14 protein-coding genes are annotated in these 24,818 nt (G+C 60.5%); 10 read left to right on the forward strand and 4 right to left on the reverse strand.

The window, feature by feature from the left end; all coding sequences use genetic code 11:
• Positions 1-7: 7 nt before the first annotated feature.
• The 10 genes from IG168_RS04000 to IG168_RS04045 all read left to right on the forward strand — a co-directional run bounded on the left by IG168_RS04000 (position 8) and on the right by IG168_RS04045 (position 15,249).
• Complete coding sequence (locus tag IG168_RS04000) at positions 8-1,696, forward strand: DUF5597 domain-containing protein (protein ID WP_193161953.1); 1,689 nt, start codon at positions 8-10, stop codon at positions 1,694-1,696.
• A gap of 30 nt (positions 1,697-1,726) precedes the next feature.
• Entirely contained in the window at positions 1,727-4,648 is a 2,922-nt protein-coding gene (locus IG168_RS04005) for a TIM-barrel domain-containing protein (RefSeq protein WP_193161955.1), read from the forward strand.
• A 111-nt stretch (positions 4,649-4,759) separates the two neighbouring features.
• Positions 4,760-6,274, forward strand: coding sequence for a tryptophan halogenase family protein (locus tag IG168_RS04010; protein WP_193161957.1), 1,515 nt, complete (start codon positions 4,760-4,762; stop codon positions 6,272-6,274).
• Positions 6,275-6,305: 31 nt separating this feature from the next.
• Positions 6,306-8,606, forward strand: a complete 2,301-nt coding sequence (locus IG168_RS04015) for a beta propeller repeat protein (RefSeq protein ID WP_226876508.1) — start codon at positions 6,306-6,308, stop codon at positions 8,604-8,606.
• Entirely contained in the window at positions 8,603-9,367 is a 765-nt protein-coding gene (locus tag IG168_RS04020) for an SDR family NAD(P)-dependent oxidoreductase (protein ID WP_193161959.1), read from the forward strand. Before IG168_RS04015 ends, IG168_RS04020 begins: the two co-directional genes overlap by 4 nt.
• Positions 9,367-10,311 (forward strand): 2-dehydro-3-deoxygalactonokinase, encoded by a 945-nt coding sequence (locus IG168_RS04025; RefSeq protein WP_193161961.1) that lies wholly within the window; start codon positions 9,367-9,369, stop codon positions 10,309-10,311. Before IG168_RS04020 ends, IG168_RS04025 begins: the two co-directional genes overlap by 1 nt.
• A complete protein-coding gene (locus IG168_RS04030) occupies positions 10,292-10,936 on the forward strand; it encodes a 2-dehydro-3-deoxy-6-phosphogalactonate aldolase (protein ID WP_193161963.1) in 645 nt (214 codons plus the stop codon). The genes IG168_RS04025 and IG168_RS04030 overlap by 20 nt, the downstream gene beginning before the upstream one ends.
• A gap of 55 nt (positions 10,937-10,991) precedes the next feature.
• Positions 10,992-12,569 carry a sodium/sugar symporter gene (locus IG168_RS04035; RefSeq protein WP_193161965.1) on the forward strand — a complete coding sequence of 526 codons (1,578 nt, stop codon included), beginning with the start codon at positions 10,992-10,994 and terminating at the stop codon, positions 12,567-12,569.
• A gap of 87 nt (positions 12,570-12,656) precedes the next feature.
• The gene (locus IG168_RS04040) at positions 12,657-14,228 is read left to right on the forward strand and encodes a GH39 family glycosyl hydrolase (protein ID WP_193161967.1); all 1,572 of its coding nucleotides are present in this window, start codon (positions 12,657-12,659) and stop codon (positions 14,226-14,228) included.
• Between the two features lie 10 nt (positions 14,229-14,238).
• The gene (locus IG168_RS04045) at positions 14,239-15,249 is read left to right on the forward strand and encodes a DUF4380 domain-containing protein (protein WP_193161969.1); all 1,011 of its coding nucleotides are present in this window, start codon (positions 14,239-14,241) and stop codon (positions 15,247-15,249) included.
• A 100-nt stretch (positions 15,250-15,349) separates the two neighbouring features.
• On the opposite strand, the gene IG168_RS04050 is transcribed toward IG168_RS04045, so the two are convergent.
• The 4 genes from IG168_RS04050 to IG168_RS04065 all read right to left on the reverse strand — a co-directional run bounded on the left by IG168_RS04050 (position 15,350) and on the right by IG168_RS04065 (position 24,670).
• Positions 15,350-16,984 (reverse strand): family 43 glycosylhydrolase, encoded by a 1,635-nt coding sequence (locus tag IG168_RS04050; RefSeq protein WP_193161971.1) that lies wholly within the window; start codon positions 16,982-16,984, stop codon positions 15,350-15,352.
• Positions 16,985-16,990: 6 nt separating this feature from the next.
• The gene (locus IG168_RS04055; protein ID WP_193161973.1) at positions 16,991-19,543 is read right to left on the reverse strand and encodes a glycoside hydrolase family 3 protein; all 2,553 of its coding nucleotides are present in this window, start codon (positions 19,541-19,543) and stop codon (positions 16,991-16,993) included.
• Between the two features lie 52 nt (positions 19,544-19,595).
• Positions 19,596-22,781, reverse strand: coding sequence for a glycoside hydrolase family 3 N-terminal domain-containing protein (locus IG168_RS04060; protein ID WP_193161975.1), 3,186 nt, complete (start codon positions 22,779-22,781; stop codon positions 19,596-19,598).
• Between the two features lie 92 nt (positions 22,782-22,873).
• Entirely contained in the window at positions 22,874-24,670 is a 1,797-nt protein-coding gene (locus IG168_RS04065; protein ID WP_193161977.1) for an IlvD/Edd family dehydratase, read from the reverse strand.
• Positions 24,671-24,818: the final 148 nt, after the last annotated feature.

A 24,818-nucleotide genomic window follows, 5' to 3' on the forward strand; every position in this document is an offset into this window, starting at 1 on the left:
AGCATCGATGAAGAAACTACTCCGCAAAACAGTCCCAGTGGCCACAGCACTGCTGTTCGCCACCCACCTGCCCGGCGCCCTGGCCGAATCGATTCCGCAGCTCGTGCAGAAAGACGGTCGCTACGCACTGATGGTCGACGACGCGCCCTACCTGATTCTCGGCGCCCAGACCAATAACTCCTCCAACTACCCGGCGGCGCTGCCAAGCGTGTGGCCGGCAGTGGAAAAGATGCAGGCCAATACCCTGGTCATTCCAGTAGCCTGGGAACAGGTCGAACCAACAGAAGGCGAGTTTGATTTCTCCTTCGTCGACACCCTGTTAAAACAGGCCCGTACGCGGGACAAACGCCTGGTACTACTGTGGTTCGCCTCTTGGAAAAATAACGCTCCCCATTACGCGCCGGAGTGGGTCAAGCTGGACAATCAGCGCTTTCCGCGCGTTATCACCGCCGAAGGCAAAACCCTGAATTCCCTTTCGCCACTTTTTCAACGCACGCTGGATGCAGACAAGCGGGCTTTCGTGGCGTTTATGCAACACCTGAAAAAAATCGACCACCAGCGCACCGTCATCATGGTGCAGGTGGAAAACGAGGTGGGCACCTACGGCTCCGCGCGCGACTTTTCCGCGACGGCCGAAAAAGTATTCCAGCAGCCGGTACCGGATCGGCTGCTCGCCGACCTGGGCCACAAAGAGGGCGGCGACTGGGCCGAAGTATTCGGCAATGACGCTGACGAAACTTTCCACGCCTGGCATATCGCCCGCTACGTAAACGAGATTGCCGCAGCCGGCAAAGCGGTTTACCCGCTGCCGATGTACGTCAATGTGGCGCTGCGCAATCCGTTCAGTCCGGGTAAAGCCGGCCAGTATTCCAGCGGCGGCGCCACCGACAATATGATCCCGGTGTGGAAATCCGCCGCCCCGGACATCGACCTGATCGCACCGGATATCTATTTCCGCGACCACAAGACCGCCACTCGTGTGATGGACCTGTACAGTCGCGACGACAATCCGCTGTATATCGCCGAGATCGGTAACGACCAGCCCTACGCACGCTATTTCTTCGACACCCTCGGCCACGGCGGTCTCGGCTTCACTCCCTTCGGCATGGATTACACCGACTACTCCAACTACCCGCTGGGCGCGAAAAAAACTGACGACGAAATTGCCAACTTCACCGAGCTCTACAGCCTATTCGGCCCCATGGCCAGGGAGTGGGCGCGCATCAGTTTCGAACACCCGGTGTGGGGCGTATCCGAACCGGTGGACACAGAGGGTTCGGACAAGAAACTGTGGAATGCCGAGGGCAGCGAGAGCGACGCCGGTGAGAAAAACCCCGAAGACTACACCCAACGCATTGACCTGGGTGACTGGACTGCGGAAGTCACCTACGGCCGGCCGGCCTTCTGGATACACCCGCCCAAGGGCAACAACCCGTCCTCCGGCGGCGCCGTGATCGCCGAGCTGGCAAAAGATGAATACCTGGTGACCGGCCTGCGCGCCCGTGTGACCTTCCTCCCGGCGCGCGAAGTCGAGGGCGAACAGACGCTGATCGACCGCGTCGAGGAAGGCCATTTCGAAGACGGGAAATGGGTTTTCGAACGGGTCTGGAACGGCGACCAGACCGACTGGGGGCTGAATTTCTCCAGCAATCCCCACGTACTGAAGATCAAGCTGGCCAGCTACAAGACCGAATAACGTTCAAGACATCGAGAACCGGACAGAATCATGCACAAGACACGATTTAAACTAACGCTGCTGAAACCCACGCTGCTCGCCGCGGCGCTCTTCCCCTGGCTCAGCGGCTGCGGCGGCAGCAACGAGCAGGCCGCCCAGACTCATGCCAGCTGGCAGAAGACCGCTCACGGCGCCGTGGTGACCCTTAACGATGGCGACTTCCACAAGGTGCGCCTGCAGGTGATCGACGAAGACATCATCCGCGTAACCGCCACCGCGCAGCAGGATTTCAGCAACCTGCCCAGACCGCTGATGGTCGTGGCCCAGCCGCAGGCGACCGAATTTTCTGTCGAGCAACAGGGCGACATGCTGCAGGTGAAAACCGCAGATGTATCCGCACTGGTATCGCTCGAAACCGGCAAGGTACAGTTCGCGAACGCCGCCGGCGAAACCCTGCTGGCCGAGACTTCGCGCAGCCTCGCGCCGGTCACCGCGGACACGGGCAAAGTGGACCTGGATTCCTTCGCGCTGCGCCAGCAGTTCGAGCGCCAGCCCGACGAGGCCTTCTACGGTCTCGGCCAGCACCAGGACGGCCGCGTCAACTACGCCGGTGAGAACGTCGAGCTGACCACCTACAACCTGGAAATCAGCATTCCCTACCTGGTGTCCAGCCGCAACTACGGCCTGCTGTGGAACAACACTTCCATCACCCGCCTCGGCGATCCGGAAGCGGCCAAACCGCTGGCAGCGGAATACGATCTGTATAACGCCGACGGCGAAAAGGGCGGCCTCACCGCGCGCTACTACGACGGCGACCAGCTGAAACTGACCCGCACCGAGACGGACCTGGACTACCAGTTCCTGTCCCACGCCAGCGTGCGCGAAGTCCCCTTTCCGGAGGAAGTGCAGGACGCGAAAAACCTGCGCATCGAGTGGAGCGGCAGCATAGCGCCGAAGCACAGCGGCGAGCACGAATTCAAAATGTACTCCAGCGGCTACGCCAACCTGTCCCTGGACGGCGACCAGCTGCTGGACCGCTGGCGCATGAACTGGAACCCCTGGTTCCACAACGCCAAGGTCGATCTCGAAGCCGGTCACCAATACCAGCTGGACCTGGACTGGACCCCACAGGGGGGCTACTTCCACCTGCTGCAGCACCCGCCGCAGCCGAATGCGGATAAAAAGCTGTCAATCGCCTCCGAGAGCGGCAAGGCCGTCGACTACTACTTCGTCGCTGGCGACAACAAGGACGAAGTAATTTCCGGCTACCGCGAACTGACCGGCAAGGCAGTAATGCTGCCGAAATGGGCCTTCGGTTTCTGGCAGAGCCGCGAGCGCTACAAGTCCCAGGACGAACTTGTGGATGCACTGCAGGAGTACCGCGACCGCAAAATCCCCATCGACAATATTGTGCTCGATTGGTCCTACTGGCCGGAGGATGCCTGGGGCAGCCACGACTTCGACAAGCAGTATTTCCCCGATGCCAAGGCCATGGTCAGCAAGGTGCACGACCTGGACGCACACATCATGATTTCCGTGTGGCCCAAGTTCTACCCGACCACGGACAACTACAAGGAACTGAATGCCGCCGGCTGTATGTTCAACAAGAACATCGAGGAGAAAAACCTCGACTGGATCGGCTCAGGCTACCTGAACGCTTTCTATGACCCGTTCAAACCCGAGTGCACCAAAATCTATTGGAGTCAGGTCCGCGACAAACTCAACGTGCTTGGCTTCGACGCCTGGTGGATGGACGCCTCGGAACCGGATATTCACTCGAATCTTTCGTTCGAGCACCGCAAGGACCTGATCACACCGAACGCACTCGGCACCGGTACCGAGATGTTCAACGCCTACGCCCTGCCCCACGCCGAAGGTGTGTACCAGGGCGAACGGGAAACCGATCCCGACAAGCGCAGCTTTATCCTGACCCGCTCCGGCTTCGGCGGCATCCAGCGCACCAGTGCCGCCATCTGGAGTGGCGATGTGGTATCGCGCTGGTCAAACCTGAAAGACCAGATCGCCGCAGGCATCGGTGTCGGCATGTCCGGCATGCCCTACTGGACCTTCGATATCGGCGGCTTCACCCCCGAGGACCGCTACCGTTACAACGGCGATACCGTTGTCGGCAACACCGACCAGATGGCCCAGAGCGAACAGGAAGAGTGGCGCGAACTGAATCTGCGCTGGTTCCAGTTCGGCGCCTTCGTACCGTTGTTCCGCTCCCACGGCCAGAACCCCTACCGCGAGATTTACAACCTCGCCGACGAGGGCAGCGACACCTACAACAGCCTGGTGTGGTACACCAAGCTGCGCTACCGCCTGCTGCCCTACATTTACACCCTGGCCGGCGACTCCGCGCAGAAAGACAGCACCATGATGCGCGGCCTGGCGATGGACTTCGGTAGCGACCCGAATGTGAGCGATATCACCACTCAGTACATGTTCGGCCCCTCCCTGCTGGTCAACCCGGTGTACGAGTTCGGTGCGCGCTCCCGCGACGTCTACCTGCCGGCCGGCGCCGACTGGTACGACTTCTATAGCGGCAAGAAGTACAGCGGTGGCCAGCATATCGATGCACCAGCGCCGTATACGCGCATGCCGCTGTTCGTCAAATCCGGCAGCATCCTGCCCACCGGCCCGGCGATCCAGAGCACCGCGGAGAGCCTGAACGAACCTCTGACTATCAACGTCTACACCGGCGCCGACGGCCACTTCGAAATCTACGAGGACGACGGCCAGAGCTACGGCTATGAACAGGGCCAGTGGTCGCGCATTCCGCTCAGCTACGACGACGCCAGTGGCCAGCTGACGATCGGCGAGCGCAGCGGCAGCTTCCCGGGCATGGCGGAGACACGCCGCATCAGCGTGCGCTGGCTCGGCAGCGGCGACAGCGCCACCGACTTCGACGCCAAGCCGGCGCAGACCGTCGAGTACAGCGGCGACAAGCTGGTACTGAAAAAACCGGCCTAAGCACGTCCCTGTAGGAGCGGCCAATGGCCGCTCCTACAGGGACAAATTTCTACGGAAAAGTGCCGGCAAAAAGCGCCGATAAGAAATTGCCGCGACAATAAGAGCTAAATAATGGCAGCGACACCAATCAAAAAAATCGTGATTGTCGGCGGCGGCACCGCGGGTTGGATGGCCGCTGCCACGCTCGCCCAACACTATCTGGGGACCGACCGAAATCGCGAGCTCTCAATACAGCTGGTCGAGTCCGAACAGATAGGCACCGTCGGCGTCGGCGAGGCTACTGTCCCCGGCATCATCAACCTCAACAGTTATCTCGGTATCCGCGAGCGGGATTTTATCGCTGCTACTGGCGCCACCTTCAAATTGGGTATCGAGTTTATCGGCTGGCGGCAACGCGGTGAGAGTTTCTTTCACCCGTTTGCCGACTTCGGCGCGCCCATCGGCGAGCTGCCATTTTTTCCCTGCTGGCTGAAACTGCACCAGCAGGGTCGCGCTGCACCGCTGCAAGACTACTGCCTGTCCGCGGCCATGGCCAAGGCCGGGCGCTTCGCCCAGCCGGATGAAAAAGCCAGCAATCCACTGGCGCTGTACAGCTACGCCTACCACTTCGACGCCTCGCGCTATGCGCGCCTGCTGCGCGATTATTCTGAAGCGCGCAGTGTCGAGCGCATCGAAGGCAAAGTCAGCGAGGTAAAACTGGATGCCCACAGCGGCGATATCGAACAGCTGCTGTTGGAGGATGGCCGCCAGCTGCGCGGCGATCTGTATATCGACTGTTCCGGTTTCCGCGGACTGCTGATCGAGCAGGCACTGCACACCGGCTACGAGGACTGGCGTCACTGGTTGCCGGTAGACAGTGCCGTGGCGGTACAGAGCGAACGCGGTAGCGAACCGCTGCCCTACACCCGCGCCACCGCCCTCGACGCCGGCTGGCGCTGGCAGATCCCGCTACAGCACCGCAGCGGCAACGGCTATGTCTACGCCAGCGAATATCTGGACCGCGACCGCGCGCAGCGAGCGCTGCTCGACGGACTCGACGGCGAGCCGGTCAACGAACCGCGCCTGCTGCGCTTTACCGCCGGCATGCGCAAAAAGTTCTGGCATAAAAACTGTGTCGCGCTGGGTCTCGCCTCCGGTTTTATCGAACCACTGGAGAGCACCAGTATCTCCCTGATCCAGACCGGTATCGAGAAGCTGCTGCAATTCCTGCCCGACCTGGTGCCGGACCCGGAAAAAATCGAACAGGCCAACCGCCTGAACCGGCAGGAATACGAGCGCATCCGCGACTTCATCATCCTGCACTACAAGCTCAATCGCCGCGACGACACCGACTTCTGGCGGCGCATGCGCGATATGCCGATACCGGACACATTGCAAGCCAAGATCGAGGCCTTCCGCGACGATGGCCGTCTGCTCAGCTACGCCAACGAATCCTTCCGCGAGGCGAGCTGGCTGGCGATCTACAACGGCCTCGGTTTGCGCCCGCAGCGGTATCTGGCGAATGTCGACAACATGGACAGCGATCAGCTGGCGCAGCTGCTGGAAAGGATGCGCGGCGCCGTGACCTCAGCGGCCTCGCACGCACCGCGCCACGGGGAATTCCTCGCCCAGCTGCAGATTGATTGAAAAGCACCAATAAAACGAATGGCGATTTGTGATGTTCAAACAATTGTTCACCTCGGCACTACTTAGCTTCACCACCTGCGCCACCTTCAGTGCCTGTGCCGCAAGCGCTGCGCCTGCCAGTGACGATTACCACTGGCGCAGTGTCACCGTCGGCGCCGGCGGCTTCGCGCCGGATATTATCTTCAGCCGTGCGGAAAAGGGCCTCGCCTACCTGCGCACCGATATGGGCGGCGCCTATCGCTGGGACAGCGGCCAGCAACGCTGGCTGCCGCTGCAGGACCAGATGGCGGAATCCAGCTATTTCGGTATAGAGAGTATCGCCGCCGATCCGCGCAACCCGGAGCGGGTCTATATGGCCGCGGGCATGTACAAGGGTGCACCCGCGGCAATACTCCGCTCCGATGACCGCGGCGAGCACTGGCAGGTGACCCCGGTGCCGTTTCGCATGGGCGGCAATGAAGACGGTCGCGGCCTGGGCGAACGCCTGGCGATCAACCCGCAGAATACTGACATTCTCTATTTCGGCTCGCGCCACGACGGCCTGTGGCGCAGCCGCGACCGCGGCGCCAGCTGGCACAAGGTAACGGCTTTTCCCCACGCCGGACTCGGCCTGCCCGAGGGCCGCCGCAGTACCCACGCCGGTATCAGTTTCGTACTCTTCGCTGAACAATCGCTTTTTGCCGGCGTCGCCGACAGGAATGGAACCGGCCTTTACCGCTCGGACGACAGCGGTGAACACTGGAAGAAAATTGCCGGTGGCCCGGACAAACTACTGCCGGTACAGGCGGCCGCTGCCGGCGGTCAGCTGTATATCGCCTACAGCGATAATATCGGCCCCAACGGCGTCACCGGTGGCGCTGTCTACAAACTGGATATCGCCAGCCAGCAGTGGAGCGATATCACTCCGCCGCCGCAAGGTGACGGACCCGCGGAAGGCGGTTTTATGGGCATCAGCGCCAGCGCGCAGCACCCGGGCACTGTCGCCGTGGCGACGATGAATCGCTGGCACCCGCACGATACGATTTACCTGTCCCACGACGGCGGCGATAGCTGGCGCGAACTGGAAAAACGCAGCCGCCGCGATGTCAGCGCAACGCCCTATCTCTACTGGGGTAATGACGAGGCGGATTTCGGCTGGTGGATCGCGGGCCTCGCCATGAACCCTTTCCAGGATGACGAGCTGGTGTACACCACCGGGGCCACCGTCTACCGCACCGGCGATGCCGATGCGCAGCAGCTGCTGTGGAAACCCTGGGTCGAGGGTATTGAGCAGACCGCCATCATCACCCTGCTGAGCCCCGCCGCCGGCCCGCAGCTGATCAGCGGCTTCGGCGATATCAGCGGTTTTGTACACAGTGACTTTGATCGCTCGCCGCAACTGATGCTGACCGGCCCCGTATTCGCCAATACCAACACCATCATCGACGCCGGCAGCGCACCGCAAATCCTGGTGCGCAGCGGCACGCCGCCGCACCGGGCAGAAGGCCCGGTACCGACGCTGGCCTGGTCCAATAACGCCGGCAAAAGCTGGCGACCGCTGACAGTTCCGGCGCTCAAAATCCCTGGCGAAAAAACCGCGCAGCGCTACGACCTGACCGGCGACAACGCGATTACCGTCTCCGCCGATGGTGACGCCTTCGTGTTTATGGCGCCGGTACCGCAGCTGAGCCGCGACCGCGGCCGCAGTTGGCAGCCGGTAAAAGGCCTGCCGCTGCACGCGCACCCGGTGGCGGACCGGGTCGATGGCAAAAAATTCTACGCGCTGGATTTCAACCGCGGCGAACTCTATGCAAGTACCGACGGCGCGGCCAGCTTCACCGCACTCGAATCGCGCGGACTGCCATCCGACCTCAGCGCCGACCGGCCGCACAACCGCGAAAAGCCCTGGCCGCTGCACGCGGCCCCCGGCCGCGAGGGCGAACTGTGGCTGGTTTCCCGCCAGGGCCTGTTTCACTCCACCGACGGCGGTCAACAGTTCGCGCGCGTCGACAGTGATATCACCGTCGAGCAACTGACCTTCGGCAAGCCGGCCGCGGGCAAACAGGAAGCAACGCTGTTTGCCATCGGCCAGCGCGGCAGTGAACGCGGCTCTGAACACAGCTCTGAACGCAGCACTGAGCGCGCTATCTGGCGCTCCGACGACAGCGGCCGCCACTGGCTGCGCGTCAACGACAGCCGCCACGAATACGGCCAGCGCTTTCGCGTGATCGCGGGCGACCCGCGTCACTACGGCCGCGTCTATATCGGCACCGACGGCCGCGGCATCGTCATGGGCGAACCCGCTGCCGCCACAGTGCAAGCAGAACTTTCCGCACAGGATTCCCGACAATGATTACAGCCAGTTATCCCGACCTGATCGACACACCAATTTTTATCACCGGTGGTGGCTCCGGCATCGGCGCGGCCTTTGTGCGCGCCTTCTGCGCGCAGGGCGCGCGCGTCGCCTTCGTATCCCTGGATGAAGACAAGGCGCAGCAGCTGTGCGCTTCCGTGGAAGAGGAGACCGGTGTGCTGCCGCTGTTCCAGCGCTGCGATATCACCGATGTCGAGCACCTGCAGCAGTGTATCGCCAGCGCCGCCGAGCAGCTGGGACAGTTCCGTGTACTGATCAACAATGCCGCGCGCGATACCCGCCACTCGCTGGAAAAATTCAGTGCTGATGAATGGGATGCATCCCTGAATACCAATTTGCGCCCGCACTTTTTTACCGCGCAAACAGTAGCCGCCGGTATGCGCGCACAGGGCGGCGGCAGCATTATCAATGTGGGCTCCAATTCCGCCCTGCTCGGATTGGCCGGCTATCCAGCCTACGTCACCGCCAAGGCCGGTATCGTCGGCCTGAGCAAGGCGCTGGCGCGGGAACTTGGCCCGGACAATATTCGCGTGAATGCGCTGATTCCCGGCTGGGTCATGACCGAGCGGCAGAAGGAACTGTGGGTAACCGAAGAGGCGCTCAGAGAATGCCTGGATCAGCAATGCCTGAAGCGCACCATTTCCGAACAGGACTGTGCCAACAGCGCACTGTTCCTCGCCTCCGGAGCTTCGGCCATGATCAGCGGCCAGTCCCTGATTATTGACGGCGGACGCGTGTGATGCGCTGTATCGTCATCGACTGGGGCTCCAGCAATTTTCGCGCGCACCTGGTAGACGAAAGCGGGCACGTGGTGTGTACGCGCAGCGACGACTGCGGCGTGCTGAGCTGCGGGGAAAATTACCAGGCGCTGTTGCTGGAGCGCTGTGGCGACTGGCTGCAGCGCTGGCCCGGCATCCCGTTGTACCTGTGCGGCATGATCGGCAGTCGCAACGGCTGGCGCGAGGCCCCTTACGCGCCCTGCCCGGCGAACGCCGCGGCAATCGCGCAGCAACTGCTGCCCCTGGGTGAACAACCCAACGCCTGGGTAGTGCCGGGGGTGAGCTGTATGTCGCCCGGCGGCGCGCCGGACGTAATGCGCGGTGAGGAGAGCCAGGTACTTGGTGCACTGCAGATCAGCGGCAGGGACAGCGCACTGCTGTTGCTGCCCGGCACTCACAGCAAGTGGGTGCAGGTGGACAGCGGCCGCGTGATCAATTTCGCCACATTTTTTACCGGTGAACTGTTTGCGCTGTTGCACAAGCACAGTTCCATCGGCGCCGTTCTCGGTGACGCCGATAGCGATCCACACAGTTTTGTCGAAGGCCTGCGCCACAGCCGCCAAGCAGGCGGCCCGCTGCACCAGATGTTTGCGGCCCGCGCCCTAGCCCTGTGTGAGCCGCACAGCGGCCTGGCCATGTCCGCGTTTCTGTCCGGTATTCTCGTCGGTAACGAGTTGGGCGAAGCCCTGGCGATGTTTCCGGCAGCGGATGAAATCCTGCTGGTGGGCAGCGAAAAACTGCAAAATCTCTACCGACTGGCGGCGGACGAATTCGGCATCCGTCTCAATGCGGTAGATCCGTCGCTCGCAGTGGTCAAGGGCGTGACCGCCATCTGCGACGCACAACAGCAGACACTCCAATACCAGAGTTCAGAGGAGAACGACCGTGCTGCAAACCAATCTTGAACGCTGCCCTCTGGTGGCGATATTGCGGGGAATCACTCCGGATGAAGTCATCGCGGTCAGCCAGGCGCTGATCGACAGTGGCTTCACCATTATCGAGGTGCCACTGAATTCACCGCGCGCACTGGACTCGATCCGCCTGCTCAGCCAGCACTTCGGCGATCGCGCCCTGGTCGGCGCCGGCACGGTCACCGACGTCGCGCAAGTGGACGCTGTTGCCAGCGCCGGCGGGCGCTTGATTGTGTCCCCCAACTGCGACACCGAAGTGATTCGCCGCAGTGTGGCGCTCGACCTGGTCTCCCTGCCCGGCTGCTGCACGCCCACGGAAGCCTTCGCTGCACTGGCAGCCGGTGCCCACGGTATCAAGCTGTTCCCGGCCACAATGATCTCACCGGCCACGGTCAGCGCGCTGCGCACCGTGCTGCCGCCGGTGCCGGTCCTCGCGGTGGGTGGTATCGACACCGCGGATTTTGCCCGCTACCTAGCCGCCGGTGCCGACGGCTTCGGTACCGGCGGCAGCCTGTACCGCCCCGGGCGCAGTGCTGACGAAGTGCGCGCGCGCGCCGAGGCCTCGGTTAAGGCAGTGGTGCAGGCGCTGGCTCCCACTGAAACCAAAATATACGAATAACGATTCCGAAATAAATAACTTCGATATAAGAATAACTTCGAGAGAGGTGAGAGATATGGAACTGGCAACCACCGACCTGGCGATTTTTATCGCCTATGTCGCCGCGCTGATCGCCATCGGCTACCTGGTGTCGCGGGAGAAAAGCGGTCACCAGAAAAACACCCAGGACTATTTTCTCGCCGGCAACGGCCTGCCCTGGTGGGCGGTGGGCGCATCGCTGATCGCGGCGAATATCTCTGCCGAGCAGATTATCGGCATGTCCGGTTCCGGCTACGCAATCGGTCTCGGTATCGCGTCCTATGAATGGATGGGTGCAATCACACTTATCCTGGTGGGCAAGTACTTCCTGCCGGTATTCGTGCGCAAAAAAATCTATACCATGCCGCAGTTCCTCGAACAGCGTTACGACCACCGCGTGAAGGTGGTTCTGGCGACCTTCTGGCTCGGGGTTTATACCTTCGTCAACCTGACCGCGGTACTTTGGCTTGGTGCGCTTGCGATTAATGCCATCGCAGGGGTGGAACTCTTATCCGGGCTTCTTTTTCTCGGGATGTTCTCTGCCGCTTATTCCCTCTATGGCGGGCTCAAGGCCGTCGCCCTGACGGATATTATCCAGGTTGTATTGCTGGTCATCGGCGGTCTGGTGCTGTCCTATCTGGCCCTCGACCTGATTTCCGGTGGCGCCGGCCCGGTAGCCGGATTCAGCGAACTGGTGCAGCGGGTACCGGAAAAGTTCGACATGATCCTGACGCCGGATAACCCCAATTACGCCAGTCTGCCCGGCCTGTCGGTGCTCGTGGGCGGCCTGTGGGTAATGAACTTTTCCTATTGGGGGTTCAACCAATACATCATCCAGCGTGCCCTGGCCGCCAAGAGTATCGACGAGGGACAGAAAGGCATCGCCTTCGCCGCCTACCTGAAATTGCTGATGCCGATCATTGTCGTGCTGCCGGGTATCGCCGCCGTGGTGTTGCTGCCTGACCTGGCACGCCCGGATGAGGCCTATCCGCAGCTGATGAACCTGATGCCGGTGGGCTTCAAGGGGCTGGTTTTCGCCGCGCTGGTCGCTGCCATCGTCTCATCGCTGGCTTCCATGACGAACAGTATCGCCACCATTTTCACAATGGATATTTACGCTCGCTACCAGCCGCAGAAAACTGAAAGGCACTACGTCACGGTGGGCCGCGCGGCCAGCCTGATTTCCCTGTTACTGGCAATGGTCTGCGCCCAGCCGCTGCTCGGCCAGTTCGAACAGGCCTTCCAGTACATCCAGGAATTTACCGGTTTCTTTACACCCGGCATCGTGGTCCTGTTCATGCTCGGTGTTTTCTGGCCGCGGGCCACTGCCAATTCGGCACTGGCTGCGGCTATTGGTTCGGCCGTTCTGTCTCTGGCGCTAAAACTCTGGTGGCCGACACTGCCCTTTATGGATCGGGTGGGCCTGGTATTCCTGTTGTGCCTGGGACTCGCGGTGGGTGTTTCACTGCTGCAGGGCCGCGGTCAGGCATTGGCTGCTGGCAGTGATGGCCGCCTGGCGCTGAGAGAAATCGGCTTCGACACAAGCAGCGGATTCAATCTGGCTGCAGTCGGCGTCACGCTGATATTGATCGCGCTCTACACCACTTGGTGGTGAACAATCCGCCGGTTGCGGTGGACGGCGCTCGCACCGTCCACCGCAACCGTACTGCAAATACAAATTACAATAGACGGATAGATATTCATGGATCTGCAAACCCCGTCGCGACTTCTGCTCGCCGCATTACTTTGCCTTTCTCTGGCCGCACGCGCTGATGCGCCCAGGGTCATTGATGTGGACACCCGTCATACGACGGGCAAATTCGCTACGTTGTTCAAAACCAGCATTGGCGCCGGCCGCGCCAACGAGGGCCTGCGCGCTGACTGGCAGCAGCAGCTGGCCGAAATCAAGCACGACGCGGGCTTCAAGTACATCCGCATGCACGGCCTGCTGACCGACGATATGGCCGTGTACAAGGAAGATGCCGACGGCAACCCGCAATACAACTTCCAGTATATCGATGCGCTCTACGACTACCTGCTCAGCATCGATATAAAACCGTTTGTCGAACTGGGCTTTATGCCCAGTGCGCTGGCGAGCGGTGACCAGACCATTTTCTGGTGGCGCGGCAATGTGACTCCGCCGAAAAGCTATGCAAAGTGGGGCGACCTGATCCGCCACCTGGTTCAACACTTCACCGAGCGCTACGGTGCCGACGAGGTGAAGACCTGGTACTTCGAGGTTTGGAACGAGCCCAACCTGGATGGTTTCTGGGCGGGCAGCCAGGCAGATTATTTCAAGCTCTATGCCACCAGCGCCGCAGCGATCAAAAGCGTCAACCCGGACTACCGCGTGGGCGGTCCTGCCACCGCCGGCGCCGCCTGGGTACCGGAGATGATCCACTACTGCAACGAGCACAAGGTACCGCTGGACTTTGTCAGCACCCACGCCTACGGCGTCAAGCAGGGCTTCCTGGATGAATTCGGCCGCACCGGCACGGTGCTGGCCAAGGATGAATGGGCGGTGAGCGGCGACGTGCGCAAAAGTCGCCAGCAGATCGCCGATTCCCCGATGCCGGGCCTGGAACTCCACTACACCGAGTGGTCCTCGTCCTATACACCGGCGGATCCGATCCACGACAGCTACCACGAGGCCGCCTATATCCTGCAGAAGTTGAAGCAGGTGGGCGATGCTGCGAACTCCATGTCCTACTGGGTATTTACTGATATCTTCGAGGAAGCCGGCCCGCGCTTTACGCCCTTCCATGGCGGTTTCGGCCTGATGAATACCCAGGGCATCAAGAAGCCCGCCTACTTTGCCTACCAGTTCCTCAACCGACTGGGTGCCACAGAGCTGAAAAATGCAGACCAAAAGTCCTGGGCCACCGTCGACAAAAATGGCGATGTGCAGCTGCTGCTGTGGGACTACAGCTATACCCTGCCCGAGGACACTAACAATCAGCAGTACTATATCCGCGATCTGCCCGCCGCCGACAAGGGCAGAACCGCAGTCCGTATCTCCGGGCTGCAGGGTGGCGACTACCGGTTGAAAATCTTCCGGGTCGGCTATCGGCAGAATGATGCCTACTCCGCTTACATTGCCATGGGTTCGCCCAGACAGCTGAGCAGGGAGCAGGTACAAAAACTGAAAGCCGAAGCCAGCGGTACCCCTGCGCAGGAGGAGACCATCAAGATTTCGGCGAGCGGCGAATTCTCCACCGAACTGCCGCTGCGGGAGAACGATGTGTATCTGTTGGAATTGGCCAGGGAAAATTGAGGGAAGGCGTATGCGAGGAAACGGCATCAAACACTGGTTGTTGCTGGGGCTGCTGGCTGTGGGGCCGGCCAGCGCAGAGCCGCAGATTTACCAGCTCGAAAACAACCAGCTGCATTTCAGTTTCACCCCACAGCTGGGCGGCCGCGGCCTGGCCTTTGCCGCTGCAGGACAAGAGAACCTGCTGAAAGTCGGCGCGGCGGTGCAGCAACAGCCACAGCCACAGCCACCAATCAGCGCCGATGGCGACAACATCCCCTACCTCGGCCATATCGTCTGGCTGGGACCACAGAAGGCCTGGTGGCGCCATCAGTCCCTGAATACCGCACGCCGCGACGCCGGTGCGGACTGGCCGCCGGATCCCTTTACCGTGTTGGCCGGTAATACCCTGACCAAACTGAGCGACACCGAGGTGGAAATGATCGCCCCGGCCAGTCCGGTAAGCGGTCTCAGCCTGCACAAACAATTCGTCCTGGACGGCGACCGGTTGGTGCAGAGAGTAGAGGCGACCAATCAGCGCGAGACGCCGGTGAGCTGGGACCTCTGGTTCAATACACGGGTGCCGGCGGATACGCGCGTCTATGTGCCGGTGAAAGATTTCGACAACGACCTGCGCATTGTGCCGATGAGTGAATCTGTAGCAGGGCCCGATGAATCTCGGCAGGCCGGGGGCTTTTTCGACTTTGCCCGTATCGGCTCGAACAAGGCCAAGGCCTATATCCAGCCTGCCGCCGGCTGGCTGGCAGCTTTTAACAAGGGTCAGGTATTTATTATCGAGTTCCCGCTACAACCGCGCGCTGCGATTCACCCGGACCAGGGCCAGGTGGAACTGTACCTGGAGTACGCGGATGGCGAGATGGCGGAGGGGCTGCTGGAACTGGAAGTCCACGCCCCGTTTAAAACCCTCGAATCCGGCGGTTCCATGTCCGCACAGGAAACCTGGCGCGCACTGCCCTACTCCGGAAACAGCGACATGGCGAGCCAGACGGCTTTTCTGCAGGAACTGGGCTACACAGCACCGTAACTTCTGCGCTGCGCTGACTTCGCACAAAGAGCACTATTGCGCGATCACCCGCGGCTTTAGCGGGTGGTTCGCCAATCAAAAGGGGGAAAGGGCAGTGCTTTCACACTGCCCGATAGGTAAAGTCTCGCACACGAATACTGCCTGTACCGGCGCTGTAGATACCGACTTTCAAGCTCAGGAACCCGCCGAATACATTGTGGTGGATACCGGAGACTTCCATGCGATGATCCAGCAGCGTCCAGGTTTTCCCGTCATCGTGGGAATAATGGTATGTCACGACATTATCCCGATTGGTTAGCCTTATACGCACGCTCTTCGTGGCCAATGCCGCACGCATCCACTCCAGCTCACCTGCACACTGGAATGTCTTTCTCTGCCCGACCGAAAAACCCAGGCCCACAAACGCCTTGTGGTTATAAAACAACAACACGCCACCTTCCGCTGTTTCATCCAGCAGGTCGATGGTGACTTCCACCTCGTAGGATCGGTCACCCACGGGACAGGTCAGCGGGGTACTGTTTTGTGGTGACGACCCACTCGCGGCGATACGCAGTCCACCGGGCTCGTATTCGATCCGCGTCATTTCGTCCGGCGCTGGATCGTGGAACGCCCACTGTACGCCCATACGGTTGCTGGCGAAATTATCCGAAAGGGCGAAGCCCGCAGGTCCGCTTTTTCCACCGGCAGGCTTGCGCATAGGCTGACTGAGATCGCCGCCGCGCGCACGAAACCAGCCGTCTTCGGTCCATTCGATCGGCTCCAGCAATGTCTGCCGGCCGAGGGTGCGAAAACCATTTTCATAGCCGTGATAGACCATCCACCAGTCGCCGGCTGGCCCCTCCACCAGCGTCGCGTGGCCACGCGACCACCAGGGTTCAGAGTCGCTGGTGGTGCGCACCAGCGGATTGTGCGGACAGTGCTCCCAGGGACCGTGAATGGATTTCGAGCGCGCGGCAATCACCATATGCCCGGTGACCGGACCCGCGGTCCCACCCACCGCAGTGATCAGGTAAAACCAGTCTCCACGCCGCAGCAACTTGGGCCCCTCCGGCGCGAAGTTTTCCACTACCCAGTCCTCCGGATACTGCCACGGCTGGTAAGCCGGCTGCAGATCACCGTCGGCAGCGAGGCCATCATCGGTCAGGCGGATTTTGCGTATACCGTTGACGAACAGGTAGCGCTTGCCGTCCTCACCCACCACGTGCCCCGGGTCGATACAACCATGGATATTCAGATCGACGGGCTGGCTCCAGGGCCCGCGGATATCATCTGCCCAGATAGCATAGATAGACCAGCCGCCGCCGTCCGGGTTGGCGGGGATATAGATATAATAGCGGTCTCCATGTTTACACAGGTCCACCGCCCAGATACTGCCAAGCGGCTCGTACAGCGCCGGGCCCAGGGGGGCCCAGTTCACCAGATCGGTCGAGTGCCAGATGATCAGGCCCGGATAGGAGTAGAACGACGAAAACGTCATGTAGTAGTCGTCACCGTCCTTCAGGATCGTCGGGTCCGGGTGATCCCCCGGCACGATTGGGTTCAGGAAAGTGCCATCGCCCAGGTCGGCGTTGCGCTGCCCTTCAATGCCCTGCCCCCAGCGCGCGGGCGGCACCGCAGAAGGTGTGCAAGCGGGTATCTCACGCGGAAGTTCCGCTGCTGAGATTCGTGCAGACAACGGTGCTGCCGCCGCACCCGCGAGTAGAGTCTTGAACAGATTCCGGCGAGAATTATCCATTGCAGTTTACCCTCCGCACTGCACTGTCGCGCTGTCAGCAGCACCAATCTGATATTTGATGTTTGCCAGAGCCAGGGAAAGCGCGCCCTCGCTGTCGAGCGCGAAGCTGGTGTCGACCTGAGCGAAGTCCGCACCCCGATCGGCAAAGCAGCGCAGATCAATGGAGAAATGCGTCCACTGTCCCTGCGGCAGCTTGTGCAGGGCGTCGGCCAGTGGCAACGCAACGCTGCAGTCGGGGCCGCACTGTAGGCCGGCGTACACCTTTCCGTTCGGTTCCCGGTCGACCCGTATATCCATGCTGAGTGCGGCTCCGGAGTCCAGGTAGCGATGCATATCCTGAGGGCTTTCTGCGCGCAGACTCACGCTGCCGCGACGCAGTCCTTTCCACTCGAGTAGCCGGGCATCCTCCTGGTTGACCATGTCTATGGCAGCGACGGTAATGTTGTCATCGTCACCGCTGCTGCCGAGATTACCGCTCACGGCAAGTGGGGCATTGCCCTCTTCATCAATGGACAATTGCCACGGCGGACGCGCGCGCCAAACCATCAGCAGGGCATCGCGCAACGGCCCATCGGCGTAACTCTCGCCGTTTTCCGGCAGGTTATCGGCAATCTGCACACTGTCTTCATCGGCGAGACCGTAACCGTAGGCAAACAGTGGGTCGTAAAGATCTTCGCCGACATTGAGCGGTGTCTGGTGGACTTCTTTGGGCCAGCTGAAGGCGAGCTTTCCGGTAAAGTCGTAGCGCGGTTTACCGTCTGCGTCGGCTACGATCACATCGGCAACACCTTCGCCCTCTGAGCCCGGCAGCCAGGCGGCGACAAAGGCATCGGACGCATTCATTTCCCGGTTCACCCACAGCGGCCGCCCCGACAGGAAAATGCTGACCACCGGAATACCTTGGGATTTGAGGTTTTTCAGCAGTGCCAGGTCGCGCTTGTTGCCAAACTGATATTCGAGACTGGTGATATCACCGTGCCATTCTGCATAGGGATTTTCACCGAACACGACGACCGCCACATCCGGCTTGCCGCCACTGCTGAAGGTATTCGTGGAGAAATCACCATTTTCGCTCAGCACCGCTTCACCGCCTCCGGCCGATACTGCCGCCTTGATGCCGTCGTAAATCGATGTGGCACCTGGAAAGTCGGCGCGGGTGTTGCCGGTTCCCTGCCAGGAAATAGTCCAGCCGCCGCTTTGTTTGCCGATATTGTCGGCCCCATCGCCAGCGACCAGAATTTTCTGCTGCGGGTTCAGCGGCAACAGCTGATCGTTGTTTTTCAGCAGTACCAGGGATTTGCGCACGGCTTCGCGCGCAATGGCGCGGTGCTCGGCGCTGCCGAGGATTCCCTTTTTCCCCGCCAGCGGCTGATTGCGATCGAACAGACCCGCGCGCATTTTTACCCGCAGGATACGCCGAACCGCATCGTCGACCCGGGTTATCGGAATCTCGCCGCTGCGTGCCTGGGCGAGGGTATTTTTGTACAGCGGTTTCCAGTCCGACGGCACCATAAACATATCCAGCCCGGCATTGATCGCCTGGGGACAGCTATCCAGGGAGCAGCCTTTCACAAAGCGATGGCCATTCCAGTCGCCGACGACAAAGCCATCAAAGCCGAGCCGGTCTTTCAGTACATCGGTGAGCAGGTGGTGATTGCCGTGCAGGCGCTTGCCGTTCCAGCTGTTGAATGACGCCATGACAGTCTGCACGCCGGACTGCAGCGCAGCGATATAGCCGGCGGCGTGAACGCGGGCGAGTTCTTCCTCGCTGATCCGGGTATCGCCGCGATCGACACCATCGCGGGTACCGCCGTCACCGATGAAATGCTTGGTAGCGGAAACCACGTGGCGACCGTCGAGGAAAGCGTCCGTGCCTGCGACGCCCTGAATACCCTCCACCATTGCGCGGGCGTATTCGCCGACGATGCGCGGGTCTTCGGAATAACTCTCAAAGGTACGCCCCCAGCGGTCGTCGCGCACCACTGCAACGGTGGGGGCAAAGGTCCAGTTGATCCCGGTCACGGCCACTTCCTCGGCGGTGGCCCGGCCAATACGCCGGATCAATTCCGGATCGTGGGCTGCACCGAGGCCGATATTGTGCGGAAACAGTGTCGCGCCGATGACATTGTTGTGACCGTGAACGGCGTCAGAACCCCAGATCACCGGTATTCCGACACCACCAACGGAGGTGTCAGTGGATGCCTGGTAATAGGCGTTGGCCAGCTTCAGCCAGTCCTGCGGTGTGGCGTACTTGTCGTTATTGGGGTAGGTGCCGCCACCATTGAGGACTCCGCCGAGATGATATTTTTTCACATCTTCCGGTGTGGCGTACTTGATCTCGGCCTGGATCAGCTGGCCGACTTTTTCCTCCAGCGTCATCTTTGCGAGCAGGTCGCTGACACGCTGCTCCAGGGCCGGATCCCGGGGCAGTGCTGGCTCCAGTTTCGGCCAGGGGCTCTGGTCCTTCTCCTGCGCCGCCGACACTGCAGTCTTGTCCTCTGCACCACAGGCGCTGAGCAGTATTACCATGGCTGAGGTAATTACTTTTTTATTCAACATTGGCTTCCCCACGTTTTCTTCGTTTTCCGCCTTATTTCTGATTTCGTACCGCTCACTGCAACAGCCTGGCCAGTGTCGGCTCCATTGACTCCGCCCAGATTTTGTAACCACGCGCATTCGGATGCAGGTGATCCGGCATTATTTCCGCACTCAGTACGCCATTTTCGTCCAGGAACTTGTCGCCAATATTCAGGTAGAAAACGTGCTGGTTATCGGCGTAACCGGAGATGATCCGGTTGATTGTCGCGTTTACTTTGCGCATCGGTGCGTCCGGCTGCTCCTCTCGCGGGAATACCCCCAGCAGCAGTATTTTGGTCGCCGGCAGCCGCTCACGCACTTCGTCGAGCACCTTGCGCACACCAGCCGCAGTTAGCTGCGGCTCGGTGAGCGACAGGCCGGTGTTGTTGGTACCGATCATCACTACCGCCACCTTGGGGTCGATACCGTCCAGTTCACCGTGTTCGATGCGCCACAGCAGGTGTTCGGTGCGGTCGCCACCGTAGCCCAGGTTCACCGCATTGCGGTCGCCGTAATACTGTTCCCAAACCGGTTTGCCGCTCTTTTCCCAGCCCTCAATAATCGAGTCACCCAGCCACAACAGATCCACATTACCCTGGGCAAGGCGCTGTTGCTTTTGCTTGAAGCGCTCGTACCACCAACCCTTGGACCAGTACTCGTGGCGCGAAACCGGCGTGGTCGTCAATTTGTGGTAATCGGGACAGGTCTCGTTGGCGTCGCCTTTGCGGTCGAAACGGACATTGGCCACTTCCAGTTCACCCACACCACCGGCAAGCAGTTCAAATGGCACGTTTATCGACTTGAAATCGTCCCCGTCGTGGACAAAGCAGCTCAGGTTGAAGCTTTTGTGCTGCCAGCCCTTGCTGGCCATAGCGCGGGCCGGCAACGTGTAGTCGAGGCGCCGCTCGCAGTTCTCCCCACATTTCATGACCAGGGCCAGGTCCGCCTTGGCCAGATCCTCCACCTTGAGGTCGAACGACAGGGTGCCCTTATCGATAAAGCGCGACAGGTCCAGCGGCTCGCCGTACTGGATACTCAGCCCCGCCAGCCAGGTGTCGTGCCAGCGCATGCGCAGCGCGTCCTCCTGGCGGTCCTTGTCGGTGGCCTCAACTGTGACCCGACCACTCGGCAACTTGGCGAAAGCACCGCTCAACATCTGGTTCTGTTCGAAGTCGCGCAGGCTTACGCCCCAGGGCTGCAGTGGACGGCCCGCATACAGGTCGATCCGCTCCGGCTGGCCGCGAGTCACACCGGGCACTTTTTCCGCGAGCCTGGCCGGGCCCTGTTGAGTGGATGCGTAATTCAGTCCGTAACCGTAAACAAATAGCGGCTGGTAATCCTGCTGTCCAATATTGAGTTTTGCCTGCAGTGGTAATTTCGGCCAGGAAAACGAAAGCTTGCCGTGGAAGTCGTGATTTGGCTTTCCATCGGTGCCGGCCAGAAGCACATCGGCAATACCCTCGCCCTCAGTACCCGGCAGCCAGGCTGCGACAAAGGCATCGGACGCATTCAACTCCGGATTGACCCACAGCGGGCGACCGGAGAGAAAGACTGAAACTACCGGAATACCCCTGGCCTTGAGTGATTTGAGCAGAGTAAGACTCTTCTTGTTACCGGCTTCGAATTCCAGCGTGTTGCGATCACCCATACCTTCTGCGTAGGGCTGTTCGCCGAACACCACCACGGCGACATCCGGCTTGTGCTTGAAATTGCCATCGGGTGCGAGTTCGACACTGCCGCCCGCTTTTGCAACTGCACGCCTGATCCCCGCATAAATGGACGTTGCGTTGGGAAACTTGTCGTTGGGAATACCGGCACCCTGCCAGCTGACACTCCAGCCACCGGACTGCATGGCAATACTGTCGGCACCGGGGCCGGCAACGAGGATATTCTGCCTGGGATTGAGTGGCAGCAAGCCGTGACGGTTTTTTAACAGAACCAGGCTTTCGCGCACGGCGCGCCGCGCGAGTGCGCGGTGTTCGGCACCGCCGACGATCTTTGCTTGTCCTGATAAAACCCGCTCGGAAGGTTTGCTGTCGAACAGGCCCGCGCGCAGCTTGACGCGCAAAATGCGACCCACGGCGTCGTCCAGCCGCGCCATGGAAATTTCACCGGCGCGCACCTGTGCCAGGGTGTTCCTGATCATCGCCTTCCAGTCGTAGGTAACCATCAATAGATCGATGCCGGCGTTAATTGCCTGCGCACAACTATCGTTGGTGCAGCCTGGCACCTGACCGTGGCCGTTCCAGTCGCCCACGACGAGGCCGTCAAATCCCATGCGCTTTTTCAATACATCGGTGAGCAGGTATTGATTACCGTGATTTTTTTCGCCGTTCCAGGACGAAAAGCTGGCCATGACCGTCTGCACACCGGCCTTGATGGCGGGGGGGTAGCCAGCATTGTGGATGCCGACCAGCGTATGCTCGTCAATCTGCGCATTTCCCTGGTCGTCGCCACCGGCCGTACCACCATCGGCGAGAAAGTGTTTCGCGGTGGCAATCACGTGATGCTGATCGAGAAATCCCACATCACCCGGCCGGCCGCCTTGCAGCCCTTCTACCATGGCGCTGGCATATTCGCGTACCAGGTCAGGATTTTCGCTGTAGCTTTCGTAGGTTCGCCCCCAGCGATCGTCCCGGGCTACGGCCAGTGTCGGCGCAAACACCCACTCAACGCCGGTGGTACGCACTTCCTCAGCGGTAGCGCCGCCGATAGCCTGCACCAGCTGCGGGTCTCGTGCAGCGCCGAGACCGATATTGTGCGGGAACAGCGTGGCACCGATGAGGTTACCGTTACCGTGAACTGCATCGGTCCCCCAGAATACCGGTATCGGTGTACGGCCACCGCTGCCGTCCATCGATGCATCGTAGAAGGCATCGGCCAGCGCAACCCAGTCCGCCGCAGTCGCATCGGCCTTGCGTTTCGGCATGGAACCGCCACCGTTCAGTACCGATCCGATGTGATATTTTCGCACCTCCTCAGGCGTAATCGACTGGATTTCCGCCTGCATGATCTGCCCGACTTTTTCTTCCAGCGTCATCTTGCTAAGCAGTGTCTGTACGCGCTGTTCGATGTTCGGATTTTCGGCGGGGCTGGAAACCTGCGGCCACAGCTCTATCTGGTGGTCTGGCGCTGCGGCGAATGACACTGCCGCAGGCAGTAACAGTACGACGGTGAAAATTGCGGAGAGTTTTCCGGTTGCCCGAATTGTTTTTTTCATGACGATGATCTTTTAATTGTCAGCTTCGCTGATTCCGTTCAAGTCTTTATCGTTTATCTGGCTGGCGCGATTCTTCGGTGCGTCCGCCGGGGTCAATGTGAGTTGCGCGGTGTACCGTGGTGCTCGACGATACGCAGGTGCTGTGCCTCGGTGGCCATGTCACCGCCATCGGCAAGCTGTGTCACCGTATTGCGGTAGATTTCCTGCCAGGGTGTCTGGTTCACCAGCTGCTGTGGGTGCAGCTGGGCGCGGCGCTGCTGCAGCTGATCCGCGTCGATCAGTACGTCGACACGGTTGGCGTTCAGATCGATTTCCACCGGGTCATTCATTTGCAGCAACGCCAAGCCACCGCCAGCGGCAGCCTCCGGCGATGCATTGAGAATCGACGGGCTGGCAGACGTGCCGCTCTGCCGGCCGTCACCGATACAGGGCAGGCAGTTAATGCCGCGTTTGATCAGGTATTCAGGCGGGCGCATGTTCACCACTTCTGCCGAACCCGGGTAACCGAGCGGTCCACAATTGCGGATTACCAGAATGCAGTTCTCATCCACATCCAGTGCCGGATCATCGATCCGATGGTGATAATCCTCCGGGCCGTCGAACACTATGGCGCGGCCGCGCAACACATTGGGGTGTGCCGGATTCAGCAGGTATTTATTGCGGAAGTCGTCACCGATCACCGATTTTTTCATGATCGCGGAGTCAAACAGATTGCCGCGCATCACTGCGAAGCCCGCGTTTTCCATCATCGGTGCGGTAACGGGGAAAATCACTTTCTTATTGAGAGAGACCTGGTCGCTGTAGTTTTCACCGATGGACTTCCCGCTGACGCTGCGACAGTCCCCGCTGGCAATGCCCGCGCGCAGCAGTTCGCCCATCACGGCCGGCACACCGCCGGCCCGGTAAAACTCTTCGCCCAGGTATTCACCGGCCGGCTGGCAGTTGACCAGCAGGGGGATCTTTTCTCCGTACTGCTGCCAGTCATCGATCGACAGTGCTACTCCCATATGATTGGCGATGGCCTGCAGGTGCGGCGGCGCATTGGTGGAACCGCCAATGGCAGAGCAGACGCGGATGGCGTTGAGAAAGGCTTCCCGGGTCATGATGTCCGACGGTTTCAGATCCTCATAAACCATATCGACGATGCGCAGTCCGGTGTAATAGGAGATCTGCGAGCGCTCCTTGTAGGGAGCGGGAATGGCAGCGCAACCGGGCAGCGACATACCCAGCGCTTCGGCGAGGCTGTTCATGGTCAGGGCGGTGCCCATGGTATTGCAGTGGCCCGTGCTCGGCGCCGCAGCGGTGACATTGCGCATGAACTGCTCGTAATCGATATCACCGCGCGCGTAATCTTCCCGCGAACGCCAGATAATGGAACCCGAACCCACTCGCGTTTCTTTATTGTCTTTGCTGTCCCAGCCATTCAGCATCGGGCCGCCAGACAACACGATTGCCGGAATGTTGACCGCAGCGGCAGCCATCAGGGTCGCCGGTGTTGTCTTGTCGCATCCGGTGGTGAGCACGACGCCATCCAGTGGATATCCGTAGAGAATTTCTACCAGCCCGAGATAGGCGAGGTTGCGATCCAGAGCCGCGGTGGGCCGCTTGCCCATTTCGTGAATCGCGTGCACAGGAAATTCGAACGGCACGCCGCCGGCGTCGCGAATGCCATCGCGCACGCGCTGCGCCAGATCCATATGGTGGCGATTACACGGTGCCAGGTCACTTCCAGTCTGCGCAATGCCGATAATCGGTTTTCCCGACTGCAGTTCCTCGCGGGTGAGGCCGTAGTTGAGATAGCGCTCGATATAGATTGCAGTCTGGTCCGGCTGGCTCGGATCATTGAACCAGTCGGTGCTGCGGAGTTTACGCTTGGTATTTCGACTCATAACAGAAACTTCCCACCCCCGATCAACGGCGCGTCCGGAAGCGGACGCAACACCATCCATTAATCGGTTAAATCATACAAATAAATTCTACGTACACTAATGCCGCTAGATCCGCAGAGACCATTACTGCAAATCCATGTGGCCACCC

The sequence above is a fragment of the Microbulbifer hainanensis genome, from assembly GCF_014904735.1.
Lineage (GTDB): Bacteria > Pseudomonadota > Gammaproteobacteria > Pseudomonadales > Cellvibrionaceae > Microbulbifer > Microbulbifer hainanensis.